Origin of the sequence: Erythrobacter alti (assembly GCF_037996805.1) — a bacterium.
GTDB lineage: Bacteria > Pseudomonadota > Alphaproteobacteria > Sphingomonadales > Sphingomonadaceae > Alteraurantiacibacter > Alteraurantiacibacter alti.
Window position 1 is genome coordinate 251412 of sequence record NZ_JBBNAX010000008.1, and the last position, 22882, is coordinate 274293.

Below are 22882 nucleotides of genomic sequence, written 5' to 3' on the forward strand. Positions count from 1 at the left end.
GCGGGAGGGGAGGTAAAGAATTACAAACTGTCGCAGAACGCCTTGTAGGCCTTGGCGTCCATAAGGCCTTCGAGCTCATCCTTGTCGGCAACGGTCAGCTTGAAGAACCAGCCTTCATCATCGGGCGAGGTGTTGACCAGTTCGGGGTCGGCTTCCAGCGCGGCATTGCCTTCGAGCACGGTGCCCGAGATTGGCGCATAGACGTCGCTTGCAGCTTTGACGCTTTCGACCACAGCTGCTTCTGCGCCCTTGGCCAGTTCGGCGCCTGTCTGCGGCACTTCGACGAACACCACGTCGCCCAGCTGCTCCTGCGCGTAGTCGGTAATGCCGATGGTGGCGGTGTCGCCGTCGACTTCGATCCATTCATGTTCTTCGGTGAAATAGCGTGGCACGTCTCAGGCTCCTTTGCGGTGATAGCGATGGGGTACGAAGGGAAGGGGAGCGACCTTGGCGGGCAGGCGCTTGCCGCGCACTTCCACGTCGAGCGGCGTTCCTTCTTGGGTAAATTCGGCGTCGACATAGGCCATGGCGATGGGGTGGCCGAGCGTGGGCGAAAAGCCGCCGCTGGTGATCGTGCCGACCTGTGTGTCGCCGGAAAAGACCAGCGCACCTTCGCGGCCCGGCTGGCGCCCTTCAAGCGTCAGGCCGACGCGTTTTTGCTTGGGACCTTCGGCCAGCACTTGCGCAACGGGGCCGTGACCCATCCAGCCACCGCTTTCGCGGCGCGACTTGGTGAGCGCGAACAGCAATCCTGCGCTGACCGGATCGGTTTCGGTGGTGAGGTCATGCCCGTAAAGCGGCAATCCGGCCTCGAGCCGCAGGCTGTCGCGAGCGCCAAGGCCGACAGGGTTCACCCGCCCGTCCGCCACCAGCAGATCGGCCAGCTTGACGACATGCGATGCCGGGCAGTTGATCTCGAACCCGTCTTCGCCGGTATAGCCTGATCGACCCACGCCGATCATCACGCCTTCCCATTCGAAGCCGGTTCCCTGCATGAAGCTCAATTGTTCCGCCACGCCGGGAAAGATGCTGTCGAGCACTTCTGCCGCCTTCGGCCCCTGCAATGCCAGCAAGGCCTGGTCGGCCATGTGGTTGAGCACGATATCGTCCGGCAAATGCTCGCGCAGGTGAGCGATATCGTCCCACTTCACCGCGCCGTTCACGACGATGTAGAATTCCTCCACCCCGTCGCGCGAGATATTGGTGACGATCAGATCGTCGAGAATGCCGCCATTTTCGTCGAGCAATAGCGAATAGCGCATATTGCCGGGTTTGAGCGTGGACAGCGCGCCGGGCAGCAGCGTCTCGAGCGCGGCAGTTGCGCCTTCGCCCGATACCGTAAGCTGGCCCATGTGGCTGACGTCGAACAGGCCGACCGATTGCCGCGTCCAGTTGTGCTCGGCGACGATGCCGCCGTGCTCGCCTGCATACTGGATCGGCATTTCATAACCCGCAAACGGCACCATGCGCGCGCCATGGTCGCGGTGCCACGCGTCGAGCGGCAGTCTTTCAGGCAGGGTATCTTCGGTATCGGTATCGCTCATCAACAGTTCCGGCACGGCTCGGCAGCACCCGGGAATCGGGTGCGTTCGCCAAGGCCATGCCCCCTCTGTCTTGGAGACCTGAGAGATTCCGGCACGGCTCCACCTGAAGCGCGCGCCTTACTCCTTCGGTGGTGCCCGCCGTAATAGGGCGAGCACGCTTTCCAGAGCGCCTGTTCCAGCCACGCGGTCCTTGTGACCTGAGAGTTTCCGGGGCGGTTGCTCCTTCGGTGCCTCCTGCCAGTTCACGCGAACCGTCAGGAAAGCTCTCCCGCGCAGATGCCGGACGTCGAAACGCCCACCAAGCGAATCAGGCTCTGCTGCATAGCAACAGCGGGGTCAATGCCGCTAAAGGGCGTAAAGGGGGGAAATTATCGACGAGGTGGCGGAGACGGAGGGATTCGAACCCTCGATACCCCGATAGAGGTATGGTTCCTTAGCAGGGAACTGGTTTCAGCCACTCACCCACGTCTCCGGACCTGTGCGGCAGGCTGCGCGCTATAACGAGGGGTTGGACGCGCTTCAAGGGCTCGTTGCACTTTCCGATCACGCAGTCTCCGGGTGCGGCAAGTCGTCGACGTCTGGATTCGACTCGCCGCAAATCGGATTCGATTCGCCGCCTATTCATTGCTGCTTCAGCCGGAAAGGATTCTTCTGCAGCCGCATAATTTTGCCTGATCCCTGGAAGGTACCCGGTCATGACTATCCCGTTCGTCCGCAATCTGCGCCTGGCTGGTGCCACGCTGGTTGCGCCGTTGCTCGTGCTGGGCGGGGTTTCGGCTGCAGCGCAGGAAATCCAGTCTATCGACCCCGACAGCGTGATCGATGCCGACCTGATGGAGCAGCAGGCTCCCGAGGCGGCGCAGGATTACGATTATGACTATGACAGTACGGAACCGGATTCGCGCTACGACAATGTCGACCCCGCGCATAACGAAGAAGCGCGACCGGAGCTTGACCTGCCGCCCGAAAACGATCCCTACATTTCGGCACAATCGGGTGGGTCGGTCGATACGACGGTCCAACCTGCCGATGCTGCGCGCACAACCTATGCCGAAGACGATCTGATCGGCGCGGCAGAGGGCCTCTTCGGGCAGGGTGCGGAAGGGTTGGCGCGGCTCATCCAGGATATCCTCGCCGACCAGGGCGAGCCCAATGGCTACATCGTCGGGCGCGAAGGCGGCGGAGCCTTCGTGCTGGGCGTTAGGTACGGCTCGGGCACGCTCTATCACGCGGTCGAGGGCAACATGCCGGTCTATTGGACCGGGCCTTCCATCGGTCTGGATGCGGGCGCCAATGCGGGCAACACCTTCGTATTGGTCTACAACCTTCACGACACCGATGAATTGTACGAGCGCTATGCTGCCGGCGAAGGGCAACTTTATCTCGTCGGCGGATTCCACGCCAGCTACGTCCGCAAGGGCGACGTGGTCATGATCCCGATTCGCGTCGGTGCGGGACTGCGGCTTGGCGTAAATGCAGGTTATCTCAGGTTCTCACGCGAGCAGCGCTGGCTGCCCTTCTGAGGTCGCATAACCGGGGAAGAATGCCTGCAAGGCACCGCCCCGGCCCATGAAGACGAATGCAGGCTCTTGCAGAAGGCTGGGGCTGAAGGCATTGCCGCTGCCATGCTGAACCGACTCGAACAACAGGCCCCCGATGCGCTGCTGGCGCTGATCAAGCTCTTCAAGGCCGACGAACGGCCCGACAAGATCGACCTTGGCGTGGGCGTCTACAAGACCGCAGGCGGTGACACGCCTGTATTTGCTGCCATCAAGGGTGCCGAATCCCGCCTTGTCTCGGACCAGCCGAGCAAGTCCTATCTTGGGCCCGAAGGCGACATGGGTTTCGTCAACGCGCTCATCCCGCATGTATTCGGTGATACTGCACCCGGCGACGGGCGGCTGGACGGAATGCAGACGCCGGGCGGCACGGGCGCTGTCCGGCTGGCGCTGGCATTGGCGAAGAAGGCTGGCGCAACACGCGTATTCATGGGCACGCCGAGCTGGCCCAATCATGCGCAGATACTGTCAGACCTTGAGCTGGAAATGGCCGGTTTCGATCACGCTACTGCCGATGGTCACGCCAATATGGAAGCCGTGCGTGCCGCGATAGCAGGAGCGGGTGAGGGCGATGCCATCCTGCTCCACGGCTGCTGCCACAATCCTACCGGCGTCGATTATACGCACGAGGAATGGGACGAAATTGCCCGTTTGCTGGCAGATAGTCCTGTCCTGCCCGTACTCGACCTTGCCTATCAAGGGTTGGGCGATGGCATGGACGAAGACGCCTATGGCCTGCGCGCTGTGATGCGCAAGGTCGAGGAAGTGCTTGTCGCCTATAGCTGCGACAAGAATTTCGGCCTTTATCGTGACCGCGTCGGCGCGTTCTACGTCGCCACCGGCGATGGCGAAGCGACCGCGCGGGCGATTTCAAACACCGCAGCACTGGCACGCGCCAACTGGTCCATGCCGCCCGATCACGGCGGAGCCGCGGTGCGCATCATTCTGGAAGACAAGTCGCTGACCGCGCAATGGCTGCATGAGCTTGAAGACATGCGCACGCGCATCGGTGAAGTCCGCGCGCGCCTGGCAGAATCAGGCCATGCCGGCAGCGTCGACCTTCGCCCGCTCGGCCAGCAGAAAGGCATGTTCGCAATGCTGCCAGTCAGCAAGGAGCAAGTGCAGCAGCTTCGTACTGATCACGGTGTCTACATGGCCGGTTCGGGCCGCATCAATGTGGCGGGGCTGACGATGAACAATATCGACAAGTTCGTTGCTGCACTGGCCGATGTTACCGGATAGTGACCGTATAGGGGACACCGCAGCGAATTCCGATTGAAGCGATATTGTAAAATCGCCTAGGACTTGCGCTGCAATGTCTATGGGGGGCATCGGAATGGCAGAAGCCACGCGTAAGGATTACGGCGCGCTGGTCGGTTGGACATCGACGAATACGGGGGGACGGGTCGCGCTCCATCTGCAGAGCGTTACAAAGCCTCCTCCGCACACGTCTGACGATGTCCAGACGCAGATATATTTGCTGGATCGCAACCAGGCGATGCAGCTTGCCAATTTCCTGTTCGAAGTCGGCGAGACAAGCACACCGGAACGTCGCGATCGAAGCTGGATCAAACGTATGTTCGGCTGACCTGTTCGCCACACTCGTCCCGGCGTTGGAATGAACGCTCAAATTGCGCTAGACTTGGCGGCGCAATTCAAAAGGGGAATGGCGATGGTTGATCAACCCCGCGATGATTACGGCGCACTTGTCGGTTGGACCTCGACCCGCTCGGGCGACCGCCTGACCTTGCGGTTGCAAAGCGTCCGTAGTCCGCCGCCGCATACAGATGAAGACGTCGATTCGCGCCTTTACATGCTCGACCAGAACCAGGCGGTGCAACTGGCCAACTACCTGTTTGAAATCAGCGGGCAGAGCAAACCGTCACGGCGGGGGCGTGGTCTGCTGACGCGTTTGTTCGGCTGAATCCGAAGTTGGCTTGCGGGCAACTTACCCTTCGCGCAACATCTGCATACGGTGCAGGTAGCGTGCCAGCGTATCGATCTCCAGATTGACCTCTCCGCCCTGCCGCACTTCGCCCAGCGTAGTGACCTCTTCGGTGTGCGGAATGATGTTCAGGCTGAAATGCACACTTCCATCGGGCCTGTCGTCGATGGCATTGACGGTCAGCGAAACGCCATCGACCGTGATCGAACCCTTCTCGGCAATATAAGGGGCGAGTTTGGGCGGTGCTGCGACCACGACCTGCATCGACCCCCCGATGGGCTGCCAGTCATCGACCTTGCCAACCGCATCGACATGGCCGGTCACGATATGGCCACCGATCTCGTCGCCGACACGCAGCGAAGGCTCAAGATTGAGCCGTGCGCCTTCGCGCCACATGTCCTTCGCGGTACGTGAAATCGTTTCGCCCGAGACATCGACGCTGAAATGGGCATCGCCCGCCGTGCCGCCCTTGTCGACCACGGTCAGGCAGACGCCAGAGCACGCGATGCTAGCGCCGATGGCGATGGCGGCGGGGTCGAGCGGACAGGCGATGCGAAGCCGCAAGTCGCCGCGCTGTTCCACGCTCTCGATAGTGCCGATGGCGGTGACGATGCCTGTGAACATGGCGCGTGTCCTAACGTGTCCGGTTGAAGATTTCGAGGGTGTCCTTCCCCAGCTGCCGACGATCCGCCAGCACCCAGCGATCATGGGCCTCGGCAATTCGCTCAAGGCCAAAATCGCGCACACCTGGCGTGCCACCACCGATCAGGATCGGTGCGCGGTAGATCAGCAGCCGGTCGACCAGATCTTCTGTCAGGAAAGCGGCGGCTACCTTCGCGCCGCCTTCGACGAACAGGTATCGCACGCCTTCCATGTCCTTGACGGCTTGCGCAGAGGACAATGCCTGCCAACCATCGGGCGCGCCGCGCTGCGTCAGCACCCAGCGTTCCGGCGAGCGGTCTTCCAGTCCCGGGAGGCGGACATTGAGCTGTGGGCTATCTGCACGCAGTGTCCCGCCGCCGACCAATATGGCATCGGCGCGGGCGCGTTCGCGGTGGCTATGCGCTCTTGCTTCCTCGCCGGTGATCCATTGGCTTTCGCCCGAAGCCATGGCGAGGCAACCGTCGAGCGAGAGCGCGAGTTTGAGGGTGATATGCGGGCGGCCCAGGTTTACCGCGCTTGCATGGCCCGTCAGGCCGAGTTTTTCCGCGCTCAAGCCAGCAACCGCAACGTCCATGCGCTCTGCTTGCAATCGCGCAATGCCGTCCCCCGCCGTGCGCGGATCGGGATCACGCATACCGATGACAACCCGCGCCAATCCCGCTTGTGCCACCAGGTCGGCGCAGGCCGGTCCGCGCTCGGAGCGGTGCGCGCATGGTTCAAGCGTCACGTAGAGGTCTGCGCCTTGCGCGGCATCTCCGGCAGCGGCAAGCGCCATGGCTTCGGCATGAGGGCGACCGCCAGGCTGCGTCCAGCCGCGCGCGATAACCACCCCGTCGCTTACGATCAAAGCACCCACTCCGGGGTTGGGGCGGCTCGACGGCCGCGCCCGTTCGGACAATGCGGCCGCCGCCGCCAGCCATCGTCCATCGTCAGTCTTCACGATCAGCCTTCGCCACCTGGTGCTCCGTTTCCGGCAACGGCACAATATTCCTCCAGCGAGAGCGCCAGTTCCTCTTCGCTTGGCCCTTCGGCCTGTTCGCCGTTGGCAGCACGTTCGGCTTCCGCCTCGGCCTGCATCTCTTCCACGTCGATAAAGGTGGCTTCACCGAGTTGGCGATAGACGTCGCGGGTGATTTCGGCGCGCTCTTCCAGCTCTGCCCGCAGCTCGTTTTGCAATCGCTGGTTGGCACAATTTGAAGCGATGATCTCTTCCCTTGTCCGGCTTTCGTCGAAGGTCGAAATGTAGATCAGTTCGGGTCGGCGCGGTTCGATCCGCGTGCTGTCGGGCACGAACAACATGAACAGCGCAAATGTGGCCGCGCAGGCAACGCCCAGGATTTGCCAACGATGCGGCGTTGGCTGGCGCCATTGCTCGGTAAAATCCTTCACCGCATGGCGCGGAGAAATAAGGCGCAAAAATCGCTTCATCGGGCGTAGATAGAGAGCGCGCGGGGAAACCGCCAGTGCCAGCGAGCAGGCAGGTGAGCCAGACAATCAGCCGAATGCAGCATAAAGCGAACGTCCGTGCTGCTTCAGCCAGCGGTCGGCGTCGGCGATTTCGCCATCGAACACGCGGTGCAGCAGCGCATGGAAGGCGGGCGAATGATCGAAGTGGACGAGATGGGTGACTTCATGCGCGACGACCGACCGGCGCACGTGATCGGGCGCCATGACAAGCCGCCAGTTCACGCGAATGGTACGTCCGGCAGTTCTTTCGCCCGAACATGATCCCCAGCGCCGTTGCGCGCGCGACAGGCGCACATCGGGCACATCCAGTCCTGCACGCTCGCAATAATAGGTCACGTCTTCGCGCAGCAGGAGCAGGGCTTCACTTTCGAGCCAGCGTTGCACGCGAGTGACCAACCGGTCGCGCGGGCCGCCGATGGCGAGGCAATCCCCGTCTCGCACCACTTTGCGGCGCCCACTGTCATTCCAGCGAATGGTCAGGTCTTTGCCGCGAAACGGCAGCACCTCGCCGTCATCCAGCGTGATCGGTTGCGGCACCTTCGCCAGCTGCTCTTCGATCCATGCGAGCCGTGCTTTGGCGAAAGTGAGCGCGTCGATCGTGCGACCCCATTGCGGCATGGTGATGCGCAATTCGCTGCCATCGGGGGCAAGCCGCATGGTCAGCCGTTTCGAGCGCGCATGGCGGCGAATGGCGATCGGAATTGTGGAGCCGGCGACATCGACCGAAGGATTTTGGTGATCGTCGCGCAGCCAGTCGATCACGATTCGTCCCTGTCCGATTCGTCCCCGTCCGATTCGCCCCAATCGGTCAGGTGATGTTCGAGTAGGCCTGCCACCGTCTCGCTAATGCAGCGCCCGGCAACGCAGGCGCCTGCTTCCATCATCGCGTCGCGGCTCCCCGTCAGCAGATAATGCCATTCGGGCAGCAGATCGCCATCGGCACGGCGGCGATAGGCGCAACTTGGCGGGAGCCACGGCACCTGGTTCACCAGCTTCGGAGTCAGGCGGAGACAGTCAGGTACAAAAGCCTTGCGATGGCGATAGTCGCTGCAGCGCGCCGTCCCGGTATCGAGCAGCTTGCACGCGACATTGGTTTCGGCGATCTCGCCGGTATCCTCATCCTCCAGCTTGTGGAGGCAGCACCGGCCACAACCATCGCACAAGGCTTCCCATTCTTCGCGCGAAAGCTCGTCCAGCGGGAGCTCCCAGAATTTGTCCCTCAGCGCACCCATCGTTCCAGTTCCGCAGCAACGGCATCGGCCGATTGTTCGACAGGGAGCAGGGCCATCGGCTGGCCTTCGCGGTCGACCAGATAGCCCGAGCGCGAGTGATCCATCAGGTAGCCGCCTTCTTCGGTCACCTGACCCTTGGAATAGCTGGCGAAATAATTGGCCGCCGCCGCCTCGATTGCTTCGGGAGAGCCGGTCAGACCGATCAGGTCTTCCGAGAAATTGGCAGCGAATTCGCCGACCACTTCGGGCGTGTCGCGTTCGGGATCCACGGTGATGAAGATCGGCTGCACATCATCGGCAAGACCGGGATTGGCCTCGGCAAACTGATTGTACCCCTGCACCATGCGCTGCACGTCGAACGGGCAGACATCGGGACAATAGGCATAACCGAAATAGACCATCTGGTACTTGCCGAGAAAATCCTCGTCGGTGACCGGAGCGCCAGCGCTGTCGACCAGCTCGAAGCCGCCCACGACGGCAGAACCGTAGAGCGCAGGGGTTTCTTCGGGAGCGGACTGGCCGCAGCCCGCAAGCGCAAGGCTCAGCAGGGCAGGTGCGGCAAGGCTGGCAAACAGCTTGTAACTTGCAGGCATGACGAGCGGTTCATGCTCTGCTAACGCGCATCAAGCAAGGTGCATCAGCGCTTCGGCAGGGGCTTTTGCGCACAAATTGGAAATCATAGGAGAACCGGGTGGCCCGCGTCGCTCTTCGCAACATCATCGCAACTCTTGCTGTCGGCTGGTCGCTGGCCGTTTCGGTGCCCGCCGCGGCACAGTTCTACTCGGAAGGGTATGAGTTCCTCGAAGCCGTGCGCGAACGCAACGGCTCGGAGGCGACCGACATGCTCAACGCGCCGGGTTCAACGGTCATCAATGCGCGTGACATCAGCAATGGCCAGACCGGCCTGCATATCGTGGTCGCACGCCGTGACCTGACGTGGACGCGCTGGCTGCTTCAGGAAGGTGCCAATCCCAACATTGCCGACAATTCCGGACGCACCCCGCTGATCGTCGCTGCCGAAGCAGGGTTCCTCGATGGCGTGGAGGTTCTGCTGCGCCGCGGTGCGCGGGTCGATGTCGCCAATGCCACCGGCGAAACGCCGTTGATCGCCGCCGTCCACGCTCGCAATATCGAATTGATGGAAGTCCTGCTTGCGGGCGGGGCCGATCCGGACCGGACGGACAACGCCGGGCGCAGCGCGCGCGATTATGCGGGCCAGCGCGGTACGCCTCCCCGCATCATGAGCACGATCGTTGCAAGCGAACAGTCCGAAGACAGCGGAAACAGCCGCACCTACGGGCCCGACTTCTGATGTCCGATCCGCGCGACCTCACGCTCGATGAAGTGCGGCTTGCACTGGCGCCCGAGATTGCGCTGGCGGCGATGTTCGACGGGTGGAGCGATGCGGCACTGGTTGCAGCGGCGCGGTCTGTAGGCGTCGATGAAGACGTGGCGCGACTGGCGTTCCCAGACAACGGGCTGCGCGGCCGGGCAATGGACATGATCGATGCGTGGGTCGCCTCGGTCGATGCACGGATGGAAGCCGAATTTGCCGACGGTCGCTTGGACAAGCTGCCGATCCGCGAGAAGATCCGCACGCTGGTGTGGTTCCGGTTGCAGGCTATCGCAGGGCTGGAAGAATCGCTCTCACGCGCAATGGCGGTGCAGGCCATGCCGCAGAACGTGTCTGCCGCGCTGAAGCAGGGCTGGTCGAGCGCGGACAAGATGTGGCGGCTCGCCGGCGATACGGCGACCGATTACAACCACTACACCAAGCGCGCGATCCTCGCCTCGATCTACGCCGCCACGCTGGCCGTGTGGAAAAGCGATGGTAGCGAAGGCAAGCAGGATACCGCCGCTTTTCTCGACCGCCGGATCGAAGGCGTGATGAAATTCGAGAAGGCCAAGGCGCAATGGCTAAGCAAGGATCGCGAACACTTCGATTTTGCCCGCTTCCTCGGGCGGCTCCGCTACCCGCAGCAATAGTCATCCGTTAATGCGAAGCAGTTGCAATTAGCCGTGCGCTCTGGCACGGGCGACGATGTGACCGATATCGCGACATCCCAACCGACACTCGATACGCTGGCGCCGCTCGCGCGTGCTGAAATCCTGTCCATCGACTGGAACAGCCTTGCGCCCGATGAAGCCAAGCGCCTGCAAGCGCTGGGCATCGACGAGGGCGCGCGCGTAGCCATTGCCCATCGCGGCGTGTTCTTCGGCAGGGATCCGATTGCACTGATTATCGGGCGCACGACAATCGCCATTCGGCGCGCCCACGCCCGCGCGATCACGGTGCGGCCAGTATGACACCGATGCGCACGATTGCGCTGGTCGGCAACCCCAATGCCGGCAAGAGCGCGCTGTTCAACGCGCTGACCGGTGCGCGCCAGAAAATCGCGAATTATCCCGGTGTTACCGTAGAGCGCAAAGCAGGCCGCATGGCCCTGCCTAGTGGCGAGCCGGTCGAACTGCTCGACCTGCCCGGTTCCTATTCACTCGACGCAGCCAGCCCCGACGAGGAAGTGACACGGCAGGTCGTGGTCGGCGAATTTGCCGGACAGGCGCAACCCGAAATCCTGGTACTGGTTATCGATGCTGCCAATCTCGAACAGCATCTGGTTTTCGCGCAGGAAGTGATTGCGCTGGGTCGTCCGACCGTAGTGGCACTCAACATGGTCGATCTGGCCGAGCGTGACGGGCTTGCTATCGATCCCGCAGCACTGGCCGATTCGCTTGGCGTGCCCGTGGTTCCGACCGTCGCGGTACGCCGGCGCGGAATCGATGCGCTGGTAGAGGCAATCGCAGGTGCGCACGATCAGGATGTCTCGACGCGCCATGAAGTTGCTGCGCTCACCTTGCCCGAGCGGCGGCTGGCGGCGCGTAACATGACCAAGGGTTCCGTGCTGTCCGAAAGCGCGGAGCACCGTCTGCACACCCATCTCGACAAGGTGCTGCTGCATCCGTGGCTCGGGCCGATTATCCTGTTCGCGCTGCTGTTTGTTGTGTTCCAGGCAGTGTTCGCCTGGGCCGACCCGCTGATCGGCGCGATCGAGGGACTGGCGGAAGCGATAAGCGGCGGCGTGATTGCAGCGATGCCGGAAAGCTTTTTTCGCGACCTGATTACCGAAGGCGTGATCGCCGGTGTCGGATCGGTCGTCGTTTTCCTGCCGCAGATTATCATCCTGTTCGCCTTCATCCTGGTGATGGAGCAATCGGGCTACATGGCGCGTGCGGCCTTCATCATGGACCGGCTGATGGCCTATGTCGGCCTGTCGGGCCGCAGCTTCATCCCGCTGCTCTCCAGCTTTGCCTGCGCCATCCCCGGCATCATGGCGACACGCTCGATAGCCGATCCGAAGGACCGGCTGACGACTATCCTCATCGCTCCGCTGATGACCTGTTCGGCGCGGCTTCCGGTCTATACCGTGATCATCGGCGCGGTAATCCCGGCGACGAGCGTCGGGCCGGGCGTCGGCTTGCAGGGACTGGTGCTGTTCGGCCTGTATATCGCAGGAATTATCGGCGCGATGTTGGTCGCTTTGGTGCTGCGCCGCACCGCGACCAAGGGCGCGGCTTCGGGCTTCATCATGGAACTACCCAAATACCAATGGCCGCCCTTGCGCGACCTGTTGATCGGTCTTTGGCAGCGCGCCTGGGTTTTCCTGCGCCGTGCGGGCACGATCATTTTCGCGGCGACGATCGTGCTGTGGTTGCTGCTGACATTCCCCAAGGCTGAGCCGGGCGAGAGCCAGCTCGATGCCTCCGCTGCCGGCTACATTGCCAGCGCCATGCAGCCTGCTTTCGAACCGATCGGTTTCCAGCGCGAGATGACGCTGGCGCTGGTTCCTGCAATGGCGGCGCGCGAAGTCGCGGTGTCGTCGCTTGCGACAACCTATGCCGTGGATGCGGAGGACGAGGCCGAAACAGAGCAGGCGCTGCGCGGCCAGATTGCGGCGCGCTGGAGCTTGCCGACCGCGCTGGCCTTCCTCGCTTGGTTCATCTTCGCTCCGCAATGCCTCTCCACCATCGCTGTCACACGGCGCGAGACGAACGGATGGAAATGGCCAGCGGTGATGGTGATCTACCTCTTCGCGCTCGCCTATATCTTCGCCGGACTTACCTTTTGGGGCGCAACCGCGCTGGGCCTGTAGCCCATATTCGCCTCCACTGTGGACATTCCCCCATTGCGGGGGTGGCGACTCGGCGGGCGCTTCGATAAGCCCTTTCTCTCGAACTAGAGAGGAATCGAAAGAATGGCCGGCAGCCTGAACAAAGTGATGCTTATCGGAAACCTGGGTGCCGACCCGGAGATCCGCTCCTTCCAGAATGGCGGCAAGGTCGCGAACCTGCGTATCGCCACAAGCGAAACGTGGAAGGACCGTGACGGCCAGCGGCAGGAACGCACCGAATGGCACACAGTGGCGATCTTCTCCGAAGGCCTCGTCAACGTTGTCGAAAACTACCTCAAGAAGGGCTCGAAGGTGTTTGTCGAAGGCCAGCTCCAGACGCGCAAGTGGCAGGACCAGAACGGGCAGGATCGCTATTCGACCGAAGTCGTGCTGCGCGGATTTAACGGTACGCTGACGATGCTTGATGGCGCGCCAGGTGGCGGCGGTTCACGTGGCGGCGGCGGCGGTGGATATGGCGGCGGGGGCGGCGGTGGCCAGTCCTCCGGCGGCTGGGATCAGGGCGGTGGCTCCTCGGGAGGCAGCGGCGGCGGAGGCGGCCAGCCTTCCGGCGGCGGCTCCAACTATGACGATCTGGACGACGACATTCCGTTTTGATCCGCTGCAAAATTCCATCAAGCACGAAAAAGCCGCGCCCCTCTCAGGACGCGGCTTTTTCTTTGGCGTTCGTCTGACGCGGTGAGTATTACATTCCTTCCAGCGCCTTGCTGACGAGAATGTTGACCGAAACGCGGCGGTTCTGCGCGCGGCCTGCTGCCGTGCTGTTGTCCGCCATCGGATCGGATTCGGCCATGCCGGTCGGGGTGAGCATACGCCAGGGCTGCCAGCCGCATTCCTGCTGGAGAAAATTGACCACGCGGCCTGCGCGGCGCTCGCTCAGCACCTGATTGTAATCCTGATCGCCAACCGAATCGGTGTAACCGACGACCAGCAGCAGGGCGTTGTCCATCGCTTCGGCTTCTGCAGCGGCCTGGCAAAGCTCGCCTTCCGAAACGCCGGACAGGTTCCACTTGCCGGTGTCGAAATAAACGTTGGTCGTGCCCATGATATTGTACTGGTCGATATTCGCAACGCGGCCACGAAGCGCTTCGGTAGCAGCCGCATTTTCCTCGATCATGGCTTCGTTTTCCGAGAAACGCTGGCCCGTGCCGGTGCGGATCATGGTTGCCGTTTCGAGGTCCTCGTCGGAGAATCGAACCTGCGTCGCGACGAGGTTGCCGTTCCACTGTACGGTTTCCACGCTGACGGGCAGGCCATTGATCAGCGCATCCGCGCCAAGCCGTGTGCGTCCGAGGCCAAGCAGGCCGCCGCGCGCCTTGATGTCGGTGGCTTGGGAGATGGCAACAACTGCCTCCGACCCGTTTTCAGTCGTGACCTGGATTTCGCTGCCACGGCGTGCGGAAATGAAGCCGTCGATGTCCGGTCCTGCGGGCATACCGCTCAGGTCGGTGGGGATGTTGCCCACGACGTTGATGTCCTGTTCGTTATGGACGACTTGGCCTAGCTCCTGCGCGGCGACTGTACCTGCAGCCGGCATCAAAGCGGGCGCGGCAAGTGCGGCGAGAGCGATCAAGGCCTTCGGGCTCGTTGACATGACATTCATTCTTGTACTCCTTCAAACTATCACAGCCGGTCGTGCATCATTGCATCCCGTAACCTGACCGCCCCTGTCCTGGCGTGTCCGGCTGTCAGAACCCCCAAAATCATCCTGCTGGAAAACTGGCAGCATCCAAGGATAACCCTCGGCGCCACGCAGATGGGGCCCTTCTCAGGCCTACCTGTCTGTCAGATGAACGAATTTGGCAAGGTCTGGAGTTGTACGGGCGGTCGGAGCGGAGCTTGCGGCGAACCGTTGTAGAGCGCGCTTTTCCGATCAGCCCTTCTTCAGCCCCGCCAGTGCCTGCGCCAAGGCGCCCTTGGGTCCTTCATCGGCGAGTCCATGGCTCTCGCGCACGGCATCGGCGCCGGGTCCGGTAGCGAAGGGATCGATCGCCAGAGCCAGGCTCTGGGCTACGGCCTCGCCAAGATCGAAGGCGGTTCCGGAATAAGGAATGTCGTCGAGATCATCGGCGTCGAGCTCGATTTCCTCGTCCTCCCCGCTCGCCTCCATCGTCGCGGCCGGAACGAAGCGCATGGTCACGTCTTCGCGGATGGTGACCGGGAGATCTTCGCCCGAAACCGCACAGCTCTGCACGATGGCAGCGTCGATCGTGCCTTGCGCGCTGACCACCTCGCCTTCCGCCTCGAGAGACAGTTCAGCTTGCAGGGCATCAATCGAGACAATGGCAAATCGCCTGGCAAGCGCAGCGCGTTCGTCTGCATCGGCGCTCAGGCAAACGGGCTCTGCGGTGATGCCGCGCAGGTCGAAGGGCCGGGAAAACTCTGGTGTCTCGCTCATGGCCGCAGGTTCCCGGCCAGAACAGCGTCGTCCGGCTGCTGTGCCAGATCGCGATGCAAGGCGCGTGTGCGCGCGGCCAGTGCCAGCGGGAGCTCGTCATTGGTGAGCCGCATATTGCGCTGGAGCACAACCGCCAGCGCCGCGTCATCATCACCGCGCAGGCTGGTGCGCAAGACGCCGAGCCTTCCGCCAAGTGCTTCCATCAATTGCCCCATGTTCTTGCCGACCTTCAGATCCCCGACACCCGAATCGCGCAATTGCCGATCCATATCGGCGACAAACAATTCGGTGAGGAGGCCGGTCTTGGGCGCCAGCGCCTCGCTGTCCTCCATTCGCAGCAGCACGAGCGATAGTACCAGCGCGATCATGTCGAAGCGACCATCCAGGCTGTCCTGCACATCGCAATCGGCATACCATTCAGGCTCGCGGCTGGTGCCGACAGTCGCATGCCATAACGGGCGGAGCGCGTCGCGATCGGTCTTGCCGAACAGGCGCTGGAAAAAAGACATGGCGAAACCTTCGTTAAGGACAAGTTCAATGGATCACCCACAGCAGTGCGTTGCACCAGCGCGCAGGCTCCCCTAAGGCTTGCCGCTGATATAGGATGGACCGGCGCAACAGCAATCCGCAAGGGCAATTGCATGGCCGGGGCCTGACAGGAATTTTGCAAGGATGAAATTTATGGGTTCGATCGTGCGGATGGCAGCTTTGGTAGGGCTGGGCCTAGCCGTTGCAGGGTGCTCCTCGATCACCAATCACCGCGGATACATCACCGATGAAACGCTGATCCAGTCGGTGCAGCCGGGCCTGGACAATCAGCGTTCGGTGCGCGGTACGCTGGGCCAGCCAACCATGATCAGCCAGTTCGGCGATCCGGTTTGGTATTACATTTCCAGCCGCACGCAGCAGGCACCGTTCCGGCAGCCACGGATTGATTCGCACAGCGTGCTGGCCGTCCATTTCGATGCTGCGGGCAATGTCGTCTCGACAGAGCGTAGCGGCATCGAGCAGGTGGCGCACATCGATCCGGAAAGCGATGAAACGCCAACGCTGGGCCGCGAACGTGGCTTCCTCGAAGACCTGTTCGGCAACATCGGCACGGTCGGTAGCGGCGCGCCCACGCAGGGCCGCTGAGCCGCGCTTCGCTTGAAGCCGGGCGTGCCTGCGCCCATATGCTCGGCATGAGTGACGATAAGGCAAGCCACGGCCTCACCCAGTGGCACGGAACCACCATCATCGGCGTCAAGCGCGACGGCAAGACCGTTGTCGCGGGCGATGGCCAGGTATCGATGGGCAATACCGTCATGAAGCCCAATGCGCGCAAGGTCCGCCGCATCGGGGAAGAAGGCAAGGTCGTTGCCGGGTTCGCCGGAGCGACCGCCGACGCCTTCACCCTGTTCGAACGGCTGGAACGCAAGCTTGAACAATATAGCGGCCAGCTTCTTCGCGCCGCGGTCGAACTTGCCAAGGACTGGCGTACCGACAAATATCTGCGCAACCTTGAAGCCCTGATGATCGTGGCCGATGCCGAAGTGCTGTTGGTGCTGACCGGCAATGGCGACGTGCTTGAGCCCGAAGGCGGCATCGCGGCTATCGGATCAGGCGGCAATTATGCGCTCGCCGCTGCCAAGGCCCTGGCCGATTACGAGGAAGATGCCGAAGTCATCGCAACCAAGGCCATGCAGGTCGCCGCCGACATTTGCGTCTTCACCAACGGCAACGTGACCGTTGAGACCGTCTGAGAGAATTCATGGATAATCTGACCCCGAAGGCGATTGTCGCCGCATTGGACGAACACATCATCGGCCAGAAGGATGCCAAGCGCGCGGTTGCCGTGGCGCTGCGCAATCGCTGGCGTCGCCAGCGCCTGGATGCTGATTTGCGCGACGAGGTGACACCCAAGAACATCTTGATGATCGGCCCGACCGGCTGCGGCAAGACAGAGATCAGCCGCCGTCTTGCCAAGCTGGCCGAAGCGCCGTTCGTGAAGGTGGAGGCGACCAAGTTTACCGAGGTCGGCTATGTCGGCCGCGATGTGGAACAGATCGCCCGCGACCTGGTGGAAGATGCGATCCGGCTGGAGAAGGACAGTCGCCGTGAAGCCGTGCGCGAGGCGGCCAGCGAAGCGGCGATGAATCGCCTGCTCGATGCGCTCGTCGGCTCCAGCGCCAGCGAGGCAACGCGCCAGAGCTTTCGCCAGCGCATCACCGACAATTCGATGAACGATACCGAGGTCGAGATCGAAGTAGCCGAACAGTCGGGAATGCAGATGGACATTCCCGGCATGGGCGGCGGCGCGACCATGATCAACCTGTCCGAAATGATGGGCAAGGCCTTTGGCGGCCCGCCCAAGAAGAAGCAGAAGCTGAAGGTCCCCGATGCGTGGGACCGGCTGGTCGATGAAGAAGCCGAAAAGCGCATGGACCAGGACGATGTCGCCCGCGTGGCGCTCGCCAATGCCGAGACCAACGGCATCGTGTTCCTCGACGAGGTCGACAAGATCGCCGTGTCCGACGTACGCGGTGGCTCCGTCTCGCGCGAAGGCGTGCAGCGCGACCTGCTGCCACTGATCGAAGGCACTACGGTGGCGACCAAATACGGCCCGATGAAAACCGACCACGTGCTGTTCATCGCCTCGGGTGCGTTCCACGTTGCCAAGCCTTCTGACATGCTGCCCGAATTGCAGGGCCGCCTGCCGATCCGCGTCGAACTGCGCTCGCTGACCGAGGAGGATTTCATCCGCATCCTCAGCGAGACCAAGGCCAACCTCGTGATGCAGTACAAGTCGCTGCTCGGCACCGAGGAACTGACGGTCGACATGACCGACGATGCCGTGGCCGAAGTTGCCCGCATCGCCGCGCAGGTGAACGAAAGCGTCGAGAATATCGGCGCCCGCCGCTTGCAAACGGTGATGGAAAAGCTGTTCGAGGAACTCAGCTTCGAAGCAGAGGACCGCAAGGGCGAAAGCGTGACGATCGACGCTGATTATGTCCGCGACAAGCTCGGCGCACTGGCAGGCGACAGCGATCTGTCGAAGTATATTCTCTGACGAGGTCAATACCGATGACCCAGAACGCGAAATCAGGTCCGCCAGACGGCAGACTGACCTATCGCCTCATTACGGGGACAGAAGATCGCGAATTCTGCGAGAAGGTTTCTCTGGCACTGGAAGAGGGCTGGGTGCTTCATGGCGAACCACGAACGACCTACGATTTCTGGCGCGGGCAGGTAAAGTGCGCGCAGGCTGTAGTCTGACCAATCTATCAAGCGAAAGACTAACGCGCTATATCGCGCCCACGCCGCTCAAGGATGCGGGGCCAGCCCGATCTCCACACCAGTCTTGTCCGTCAGCGCAAACTTGTCGACCAGATCGGCGCTGGCCTCGTTGAGGCCCACCACCTGCACGCTGCGACCGTTCATGCGCATGCGCTCGACAACTTTGTCCAGGACACCGACCCCTGAAATGTCCCAGAAATGCGCGCGGGTGACATCGATCACCACGTGGTCAGCCGGATCGGGGCGCTCGCTCTCGCGGCCAAAAGCGCGGGAGAAGCGGTCGACGCTGGCAAAGAAGATTTGTCCGGTGATGGTGTAGGTCGCCACGTTCTCGTCGCGCACGCGGGTCACGCCGAACATCGAGCGGACCTTGCCGGTGAAAAAGATGCCCGACAGCAGCACGCCCACCAGCACGCCCAGCGCGAGGTTGTGCGTCGCCACCACGACCACCACGGTCGACAGCATGACCACGCTGCTCTGCCAGGGGTGGTGCTTGATGTTGGGGATCGAGTTCCAGCTGAAGGTACCGATACTCACCATGATCATGACCGCGACCAGCGCCGCCATAGGGATCTGGCCAACAATCGGGCCGAGCAGCCACAGCAGCACCAGCAGGGTGACGCCGGCGGTGAAGGTGGACAGGCGGCCGCGGCCACCACTCGTCACGTTGATCACCGACTGGCCGATCATCGCGCAGCCACCCATGCCGCCGAAGAACGCGGCCACGACGTTCGCGATACCCTGGCCGCCGCTTTCGCGCTGCTTGTTGGAATCGGTATGCGTCATGTCGTCGACGATCTGCGCGGTCAGCAGGCTTTCAAGCAGTCCGACAGCTGCCATCGTGGCCGCATAGGGCGCAATGATGCGCAGGGTTTCCCACGTCAGCGGGACATCGGGGATGATGAAATAGGGCAGGCCTTCGGGCAGTTCGCCCATGTCGCTGACGGTGTTCACGTCGAAGTTGAGCCCGATAGACAACGCGCCAAGCACAATGATTGCGACCAGCGGGCTGGGCACCGCGGTGGTCAGCCGGGGCAGCAGATAGATGATGGCAAGCCCGCCGATCACCATGGCATAGGTCAGCCAGCCGACGCCTTCATTACTCCAGTCGAGCTGCGGTAATTGCGCCATGAAGATGAGAATCGCGAGCGCGTTGACGAAGCCGGTGATGACCGACCTGCTGACAAATTGCATCAACAGGTCGAGCCGCAGGACGGCGGCAACAAGCTGGAAAATCCCCATCAGGATCGTCGCGGCGAACAGATATTCCACCCCGTAATCGCGCACCAGCGGGATCACCACCACGGCCACTGCCGCGGTCGCCGCAGAGATCATGCCCGGGCGACCACCGGTAAAGGCGATCACCATGGCGATACAGATCGAGGCGTAGAGGCCCACGCGCGGATCGACGCCCGCGATGATCGAAAAGCCGATGGCTTCGGGAATCAGGGCCAGTGCCACCACAATGCCGGCGAGGATTTCTGCACGCGGGTTCGCGAGCCAGTCGCGCTTCAACGCGGCGGTGTCGATCATGTCGATTGTCCGTTAGTCTGTGGCATGCGGCAGTCCCGGCACGCCGTTCTGGAATTCCGCGAGGGTCTTTGCATGTTGCACTGCACAATGCAAGGGTGGGCGCCTTTGCCTGCGCTATCTGCCGAACGCGGTTAGTCGCTCATCGAACAGGAGTGGCGCAATCGCTTGCGAGGAAGCGCGTGCAATGGTCTAACCCTTTCCCGGAAGCCAAAACCTTCGAAGGGGACCAATCCGTGAATTTTCGCCTGTTTGCCACCAGCGCCGTGGCGCTTGCCCTTATGTCCACGCAGCCTGCTGTCGCACAGGATGCTGCCGATGCGCCGGTCCTGACCGCACCCGAAATCGAATTTACCGAATGGACGCTCGATAACGGTCTGCGCGTGATCGCAATTCAGGACGACAGCACCGCCACCGTCACCACGTCGCTGTGGTACGAAATCGGTTCGAAACTGGACCCCGAAGGCCGCAGCGGTTTTGCCCACCTGTTCGAGCATATCCTGAGCCGCAAGACGGTGAACATGCCGTACAACATGATCAACGACCTCACCGCCGATGTCGGCGGCACGCGCAATGCATCGAACGGAACCGATCGCACCAATTACTACGAAACCGTGCCCGCCGAATACCTGGAGACGATGCTGTGGACGCACCGCGAACGCATGGCTTTCCCGGTGGTGGACGACGATGTTTTCGAGAATGAACGTTCTGTCGTGAAGGAAGAATACCGCACCCGCGTCCTTGCGCCGCCCTATGGCATCTTGCAGCGGCTGGTCCTGTCCGAAAATGCCTATGACGACCTGCCGCACCGCCGCCCGGGCATCGGAAGCATGGAAGATCTTGACGCGGCTACGCTCGATGATGCGCGGGCCTTCCACCAGGCATATTACGGTCCCGACACCGCCAGCCTTATTGTTGCGGGCAATTTCGAGATGGATAATCTGCGCGCTCTGGTCGACGAGTATTTCGGCGACATTCCGCCGCGCGCCAACCCGGTCGATGTGACAATTACGGAACGCGAAGACCGCCGCACCCAGCCGCGATCGGTCACCGCCAATATGCCCAACGTGCCGCTGCCGGCGGTAGGGACATTGTGGCAATTGCCGCCCGCAACCCACCCTGACGTGGCGGCGCTGGAAGTGCTCAACGCGATCATGGGCAGGGGTCAGAACAGCCGGCTCTATGCCGGTCTGGTCGAGCCGGGCCATGCCGTCCAGGCTCCACAATTCGCATATTTCCAGGAAGAAGCCGGAATTTTCGCGCATTACGCGATTGTCACGCCAACCGCCGATTTCGATGCCACTGCGGCAATTCTTGCAAGTGAAGTTGCACGCGTACGCGATGAACCGGTCACTGCTGAAGAATTGGCTGAAGCCAAGAACGAGTTGATCTCCAGCTCGCTCTACAGCCGCGAAACCGCGCGCGGTCGCGCCTTCGAGCTGGGAGAGGCGCTTGTCTCCACCGGTGATCCACGCGCTGCCGACCGACAGCTTGCCGCGATTGCCGATGTCACGATTGCCGATGTCCAGCGCGTGGCGCGCGAATGGCTCGACCCCGATGCGCGGGTCGACATCACCTACTCACGCGGTGAATTTGACCCCGCCACCTTTGCCAATCCCGAACCGATGCCGACCTTCCGCACGCTCCCGCCTGCTGTAGGCGAACCGCTCGCAGTGCTGCCCGAAAGTGAGCGCCAGGCACCTCCGGGGCCGAGTGAAGCGCCGGTCGTTACCGCGCCCGCATTCGTGACCCACACGCTGTCCAACGGCATCGAGGTTCTCGCGGTGCAGACGGGTGATGTGCCGATTGCAACGATGAGCGTGCTTCTGCCCGGCGGCAGCATTTCCGACCCGCGCGCCAAGTCCGGCATCGCCGAAATGGCGGCGTCACTTGCCGAGCAGGGCACTGCAAGCATGACCGCGCAGGAAATTGCCGCCCGGCTCGAAAGCCTTGGCGCACGCATGGGCGGTAATGCCAGTAGCGACAATTCCAGCTTTGCGCTTACCGCTCCTGTCGCCAACATGGCGGCGGCGGGCGAGGTGCTGTCGGACGTTATCCGCAACGCTTCCTATCCTGAGGACGTGTTCGAGCGCGAACGCGCCCGTGCGCTTGATGGGCTGCGGGTGGCGATGAGCGAGCCGGCATCACTGGCGCGCATGGCCATTCGCCCGATCATGTATGGCGATGCGCCTTACGGTTCGATCGCGAATGGCACGGCGGAATCCCTGCCAGCGATCACGCGTGAAGATCTGATTACCCACCGTGAGACCTATTGGCATCCGGCCCGTGCGCAGATCGTGATGAGCGGTGGCATCTCGCCCGAGCAAGCCTTCGCACTGGCGGAAGAATTGTTCGGCGACTGGCAAAGCGATGCGCCGGTGCCCGCTGAAATCACCAACCGCGCCGGCGCGGCGCAGCCTGCGCGCACGGTCGTGATCGACATGCCTGATGCAGGTCAGGCGGCCGTCTATGTTACCGGACGTGGTCCAACTTCGACGAGCGAACACTACTTCCCGCTGCTGCTAGCCAATGCCGTGCTCGGTGGCGGATCGAGCGGGAGGTTGTTCGAGGAAATCCGCACCAATCGCGGCCTTTCCTACGGTTCGTATTCGGGACTGGGCTTGCTGCGTGAAGACCCGCTGTTGCAGGCCAGTGCGCAAACCGCGAACGAGACAGTGGATGAAGTCGCCGCAGTGATGCTCGAACAATTCGGGCGGATAGGGACCGAGCCGCTGGACGACAGCCTGCTCGATCGCCGTCGGCTATACCTGACAGGCGGTTACAATCGCAGCCTCGAGACGTCATCGGGATACGCCGGAAGGCTCGCCAGCCTGTTGACTCTGGGCATCGATCCGGCAGAGATCACGCAATATGCCAGCCGTATCGATGCGGTCACGAGCGAACAGGCATCGGCGGCAGCAGCGCGGTATTTCGCACCCGACGATGTGACACTGGTGGTGGTCGGCGATGCTGCTGCCTTTATTGACGATTTGCGGGCAATCCGGCCGAATATTGAAGTGATCCCGGCCGATCAGCTCGACCTGTTCGATCCGCAGGTTCCGCACGCCCATCATTGATAGC

General features: G+C 62.3%; 26 protein-coding genes, 1 tRNA gene and 1 riboswitch. Of the genes, 14 read left to right on the forward strand and 13 right to left on the reverse strand.

Annotated elements, in window-relative coordinates; translation table 11 throughout:
- Positions 1 to 20: 20 nt before the first annotated feature.
- The 3 genes from gcvH to AAC850_RS10975 form a co-directional block, all read right to left on the reverse strand.
- Positions 21 to 392 carry a glycine cleavage system protein GcvH gene (gcvH, locus tag AAC850_RS10965; RefSeq protein WP_340588793.1) on the reverse strand — a complete coding sequence of 124 codons (372 nt, stop codon included), beginning with the start codon at positions 390 to 392 and terminating at the stop codon, positions 21 to 23.
- A 3-nt stretch (positions 393 to 395) separates the two neighbouring features.
- A complete protein-coding gene (gene gcvT, locus AAC850_RS10970) occupies positions 396 to 1544 on the reverse strand; it encodes a glycine cleavage system aminomethyltransferase GcvT (protein ID WP_340588794.1) in 1149 nt (382 codons plus the stop codon).
- Between the two features lie 174 nt (positions 1545 to 1718).
- Positions 1719 to 1825: riboswitch (glycine riboswitch) on the reverse strand.
- 99 nt (positions 1826 to 1924) lie between these two features.
- A tRNA-Ser gene (locus AAC850_RS10975) sits at positions 1925 to 2016 on the reverse strand.
- Between the two features lie 223 nt (positions 2017 to 2239).
- On the opposite strand from AAC850_RS10975, the gene AAC850_RS10980 reads away from it, so the two are divergent.
- The 4 genes from AAC850_RS10980 (at position 2240) to AAC850_RS10995 (ending at position 5027) form a co-directional block, all read left to right on the forward strand.
- Entirely contained in the window at positions 2240 to 3067 is an 828-nt protein-coding gene (locus AAC850_RS10980) for a DUF1134 domain-containing protein (RefSeq protein ID WP_340588795.1), read from the forward strand.
- A 102-nt stretch (positions 3068 to 3169) separates the two neighbouring features.
- Positions 3170 to 4345: an amino acid aminotransferase gene (locus AAC850_RS10985; protein ID WP_340588796.1), complete on the forward strand. Its 1176-nt coding sequence runs from the start codon at positions 3170 to 3172 to the stop codon at positions 4343 to 4345.
- A 79-nt stretch (positions 4346 to 4424) separates the two neighbouring features.
- The gene (locus AAC850_RS10990) at positions 4425 to 4691 is read left to right on the forward strand and encodes a hypothetical protein (protein ID WP_340588797.1); all 267 of its coding nucleotides are present in this window, start codon (positions 4425 to 4427) and stop codon (positions 4689 to 4691) included.
- Between the two features lie 84 nt (positions 4692 to 4775).
- A complete protein-coding gene (locus AAC850_RS10995; RefSeq protein ID WP_340588798.1) occupies positions 4776 to 5027 on the forward strand; it encodes a hypothetical protein in 252 nt (83 codons plus the stop codon).
- A 24-nt stretch (positions 5028 to 5051) separates the two neighbouring features.
- Here AAC850_RS10995 and AAC850_RS11000 read toward each other — a convergent pair whose 3' ends face one another.
- The 6 genes from AAC850_RS11000 to AAC850_RS11025 form a co-directional block, all read right to left on the reverse strand.
- A complete protein-coding gene (locus AAC850_RS11000; RefSeq protein WP_340588799.1) occupies positions 5052 to 5672 on the reverse strand; it encodes a riboflavin synthase in 621 nt (206 codons plus the stop codon).
- Between the two features lie 10 nt (positions 5673 to 5682).
- Positions 5683 to 6657 carry a bifunctional diaminohydroxyphosphoribosylaminopyrimidine deaminase/5-amino-6-(5-phosphoribosylamino)uracil reductase RibD gene (ribD, locus tag AAC850_RS11005; RefSeq protein WP_422723199.1) on the reverse strand — a complete coding sequence of 325 codons (975 nt, stop codon included), beginning with the start codon at positions 6655 to 6657 and terminating at the stop codon, positions 5683 to 5685.
- Positions 6654 to 7139: a hypothetical protein gene (locus AAC850_RS11010; RefSeq protein ID WP_340588800.1), complete on the reverse strand. Its 486-nt coding sequence runs from the start codon at positions 7137 to 7139 to the stop codon at positions 6654 to 6656. The genes ribD and AAC850_RS11010 overlap by 4 nt, the downstream gene beginning before the upstream one ends.
- Positions 7140 to 7205: 66 nt before the next feature.
- Entirely contained in the window at positions 7206 to 7940 is a 735-nt protein-coding gene (locus tag AAC850_RS11015) for a M48 family metallopeptidase (protein WP_340588801.1), read from the reverse strand.
- Entirely contained in the window at positions 7937 to 8410 is a 474-nt protein-coding gene (locus AAC850_RS11020; RefSeq protein ID WP_340588802.1) for a YcgN family cysteine cluster protein, read from the reverse strand. The genes AAC850_RS11015 and AAC850_RS11020 overlap by 4 nt, the downstream gene beginning before the upstream one ends.
- Complete coding sequence (locus AAC850_RS11025) at positions 8398 to 9003, reverse strand: SCO family protein (protein WP_340588803.1); 606 nt, start codon at positions 9001 to 9003, stop codon at positions 8398 to 8400. Before AAC850_RS11025 ends, AAC850_RS11020 begins: the two co-directional genes overlap by 13 nt.
- A gap of 98 nt (positions 9004 to 9101) precedes the next feature.
- Between AAC850_RS11025 and AAC850_RS11030 the strand changes: the two genes are divergently transcribed.
- The 5 genes from AAC850_RS11030 to ssb all read left to right on the forward strand — a co-directional run bounded on the left by AAC850_RS11030 (position 9102) and on the right by ssb (position 13194).
- Complete coding sequence (locus tag AAC850_RS11030) at positions 9102 to 9722, forward strand: ankyrin repeat domain-containing protein (protein ID WP_340588804.1); 621 nt, start codon at positions 9102 to 9104, stop codon at positions 9720 to 9722.
- Positions 9722 to 10396, forward strand: coding sequence for a COQ9 family protein (locus AAC850_RS11035; RefSeq protein ID WP_340588805.1), 675 nt, complete (start codon positions 9722 to 9724; stop codon positions 10394 to 10396). The genes AAC850_RS11030 and AAC850_RS11035 overlap by 1 nt, the downstream gene beginning before the upstream one ends.
- A 57-nt stretch (positions 10397 to 10453) precedes the next feature.
- The gene (locus tag AAC850_RS11040; RefSeq protein WP_340588806.1) at positions 10454 to 10717 is read left to right on the forward strand and encodes a FeoA family protein; all 264 of its coding nucleotides are present in this window, start codon (positions 10454 to 10456) and stop codon (positions 10715 to 10717) included.
- On the forward strand, positions 10714 to 12561 hold the full coding sequence (gene feoB, locus AAC850_RS11045) for a ferrous iron transporter B (RefSeq protein ID WP_340588807.1): 1848 nt from the start codon (positions 10714 to 10716) through the stop codon (positions 12559 to 12561). The genes AAC850_RS11040 and feoB overlap by 4 nt, the downstream gene beginning before the upstream one ends.
- Before the next feature lie 102 nt (positions 12562 to 12663).
- A complete protein-coding gene (ssb, locus tag AAC850_RS11050; RefSeq protein WP_340588808.1) occupies positions 12664 to 13194 on the forward strand; it encodes a single-stranded DNA-binding protein in 531 nt (176 codons plus the stop codon).
- A gap of 88 nt (positions 13195 to 13282) precedes the next feature.
- Here ssb and AAC850_RS11055 read toward each other — a convergent pair whose 3' ends face one another.
- The 3 genes from AAC850_RS11055 to AAC850_RS11065 all read right to left on the reverse strand — a co-directional run bounded on the left by AAC850_RS11055 (position 13283) and on the right by AAC850_RS11065 (position 15504).
- Complete coding sequence (locus AAC850_RS11055; protein ID WP_340588809.1) at positions 13283 to 14200, reverse strand: OmpA family protein; 918 nt, start codon at positions 14198 to 14200, stop codon at positions 13283 to 13285.
- Between the two features lie 270 nt (positions 14201 to 14470).
- On the reverse strand, positions 14471 to 14995 hold the full coding sequence (locus tag AAC850_RS11060; protein WP_340588810.1) for a YceD family protein: 525 nt from the start codon (positions 14993 to 14995) through the stop codon (positions 14471 to 14473).
- Complete coding sequence (locus tag AAC850_RS11065; RefSeq protein ID WP_340588811.1) at positions 14992 to 15504, reverse strand: ubiquinol-cytochrome C chaperone family protein; 513 nt, start codon at positions 15502 to 15504, stop codon at positions 14992 to 14994. Before AAC850_RS11065 ends, AAC850_RS11060 begins: the two co-directional genes overlap by 4 nt.
- A gap of 190 nt (positions 15505 to 15694) precedes the next feature.
- On the opposite strand from AAC850_RS11065, the gene AAC850_RS11070 reads away from it, so the two are divergent.
- Genes AAC850_RS11070 through AAC850_RS11085 form a run of 4 tightly spaced genes read left to right on the forward strand, consistent with a single transcriptional unit; the run spans position 15695 to position 18250 of the window.
- Positions 15695 to 16129 carry an outer membrane protein assembly factor BamE gene (locus AAC850_RS11070; RefSeq protein WP_340588812.1) on the forward strand — a complete coding sequence of 145 codons (435 nt, stop codon included), beginning with the start codon at positions 15695 to 15697 and terminating at the stop codon, positions 16127 to 16129.
- Between the two features lie 47 nt (positions 16130 to 16176).
- A complete protein-coding gene (hslV, locus tag AAC850_RS11075) occupies positions 16177 to 16737 on the forward strand; it encodes an ATP-dependent protease subunit HslV (RefSeq protein WP_340588813.1) in 561 nt (186 codons plus the stop codon).
- Positions 16738 to 16745: 8 nt separating this feature from the next.
- Complete coding sequence (gene hslU / locus AAC850_RS11080) at positions 16746 to 18044, forward strand: ATP-dependent protease ATPase subunit HslU (RefSeq protein ID WP_340588814.1); 1299 nt, start codon at positions 16746 to 16748, stop codon at positions 18042 to 18044.
- Positions 18045 to 18058: 14 nt separating this feature from the next.
- Entirely contained in the window at positions 18059 to 18250 is a 192-nt protein-coding gene (locus AAC850_RS11085; RefSeq protein ID WP_340588815.1) for a DUF1737 domain-containing protein, read from the forward strand.
- A gap of 48 nt (positions 18251 to 18298) precedes the next feature.
- On the opposite strand, the gene AAC850_RS11090 is transcribed toward AAC850_RS11085, so the two are convergent.
- On the reverse strand, positions 18299 to 19804 hold the full coding sequence (locus AAC850_RS11090) for a SulP family inorganic anion transporter (RefSeq protein ID WP_340588816.1): 1506 nt from the start codon (positions 19802 to 19804) through the stop codon (positions 18299 to 18301).
- A 233-nt stretch (positions 19805 to 20037) separates the two neighbouring features.
- On the opposite strand from AAC850_RS11090, the gene AAC850_RS11095 reads away from it, so the two are divergent.
- Positions 20038 to 22878, forward strand: a complete 2841-nt coding sequence (locus AAC850_RS11095) for a M16 family metallopeptidase (protein ID WP_340588817.1) — start codon at positions 20038 to 20040, stop codon at positions 22876 to 22878.
- Positions 22879 to 22882: the final 4 nt, after the last annotated feature.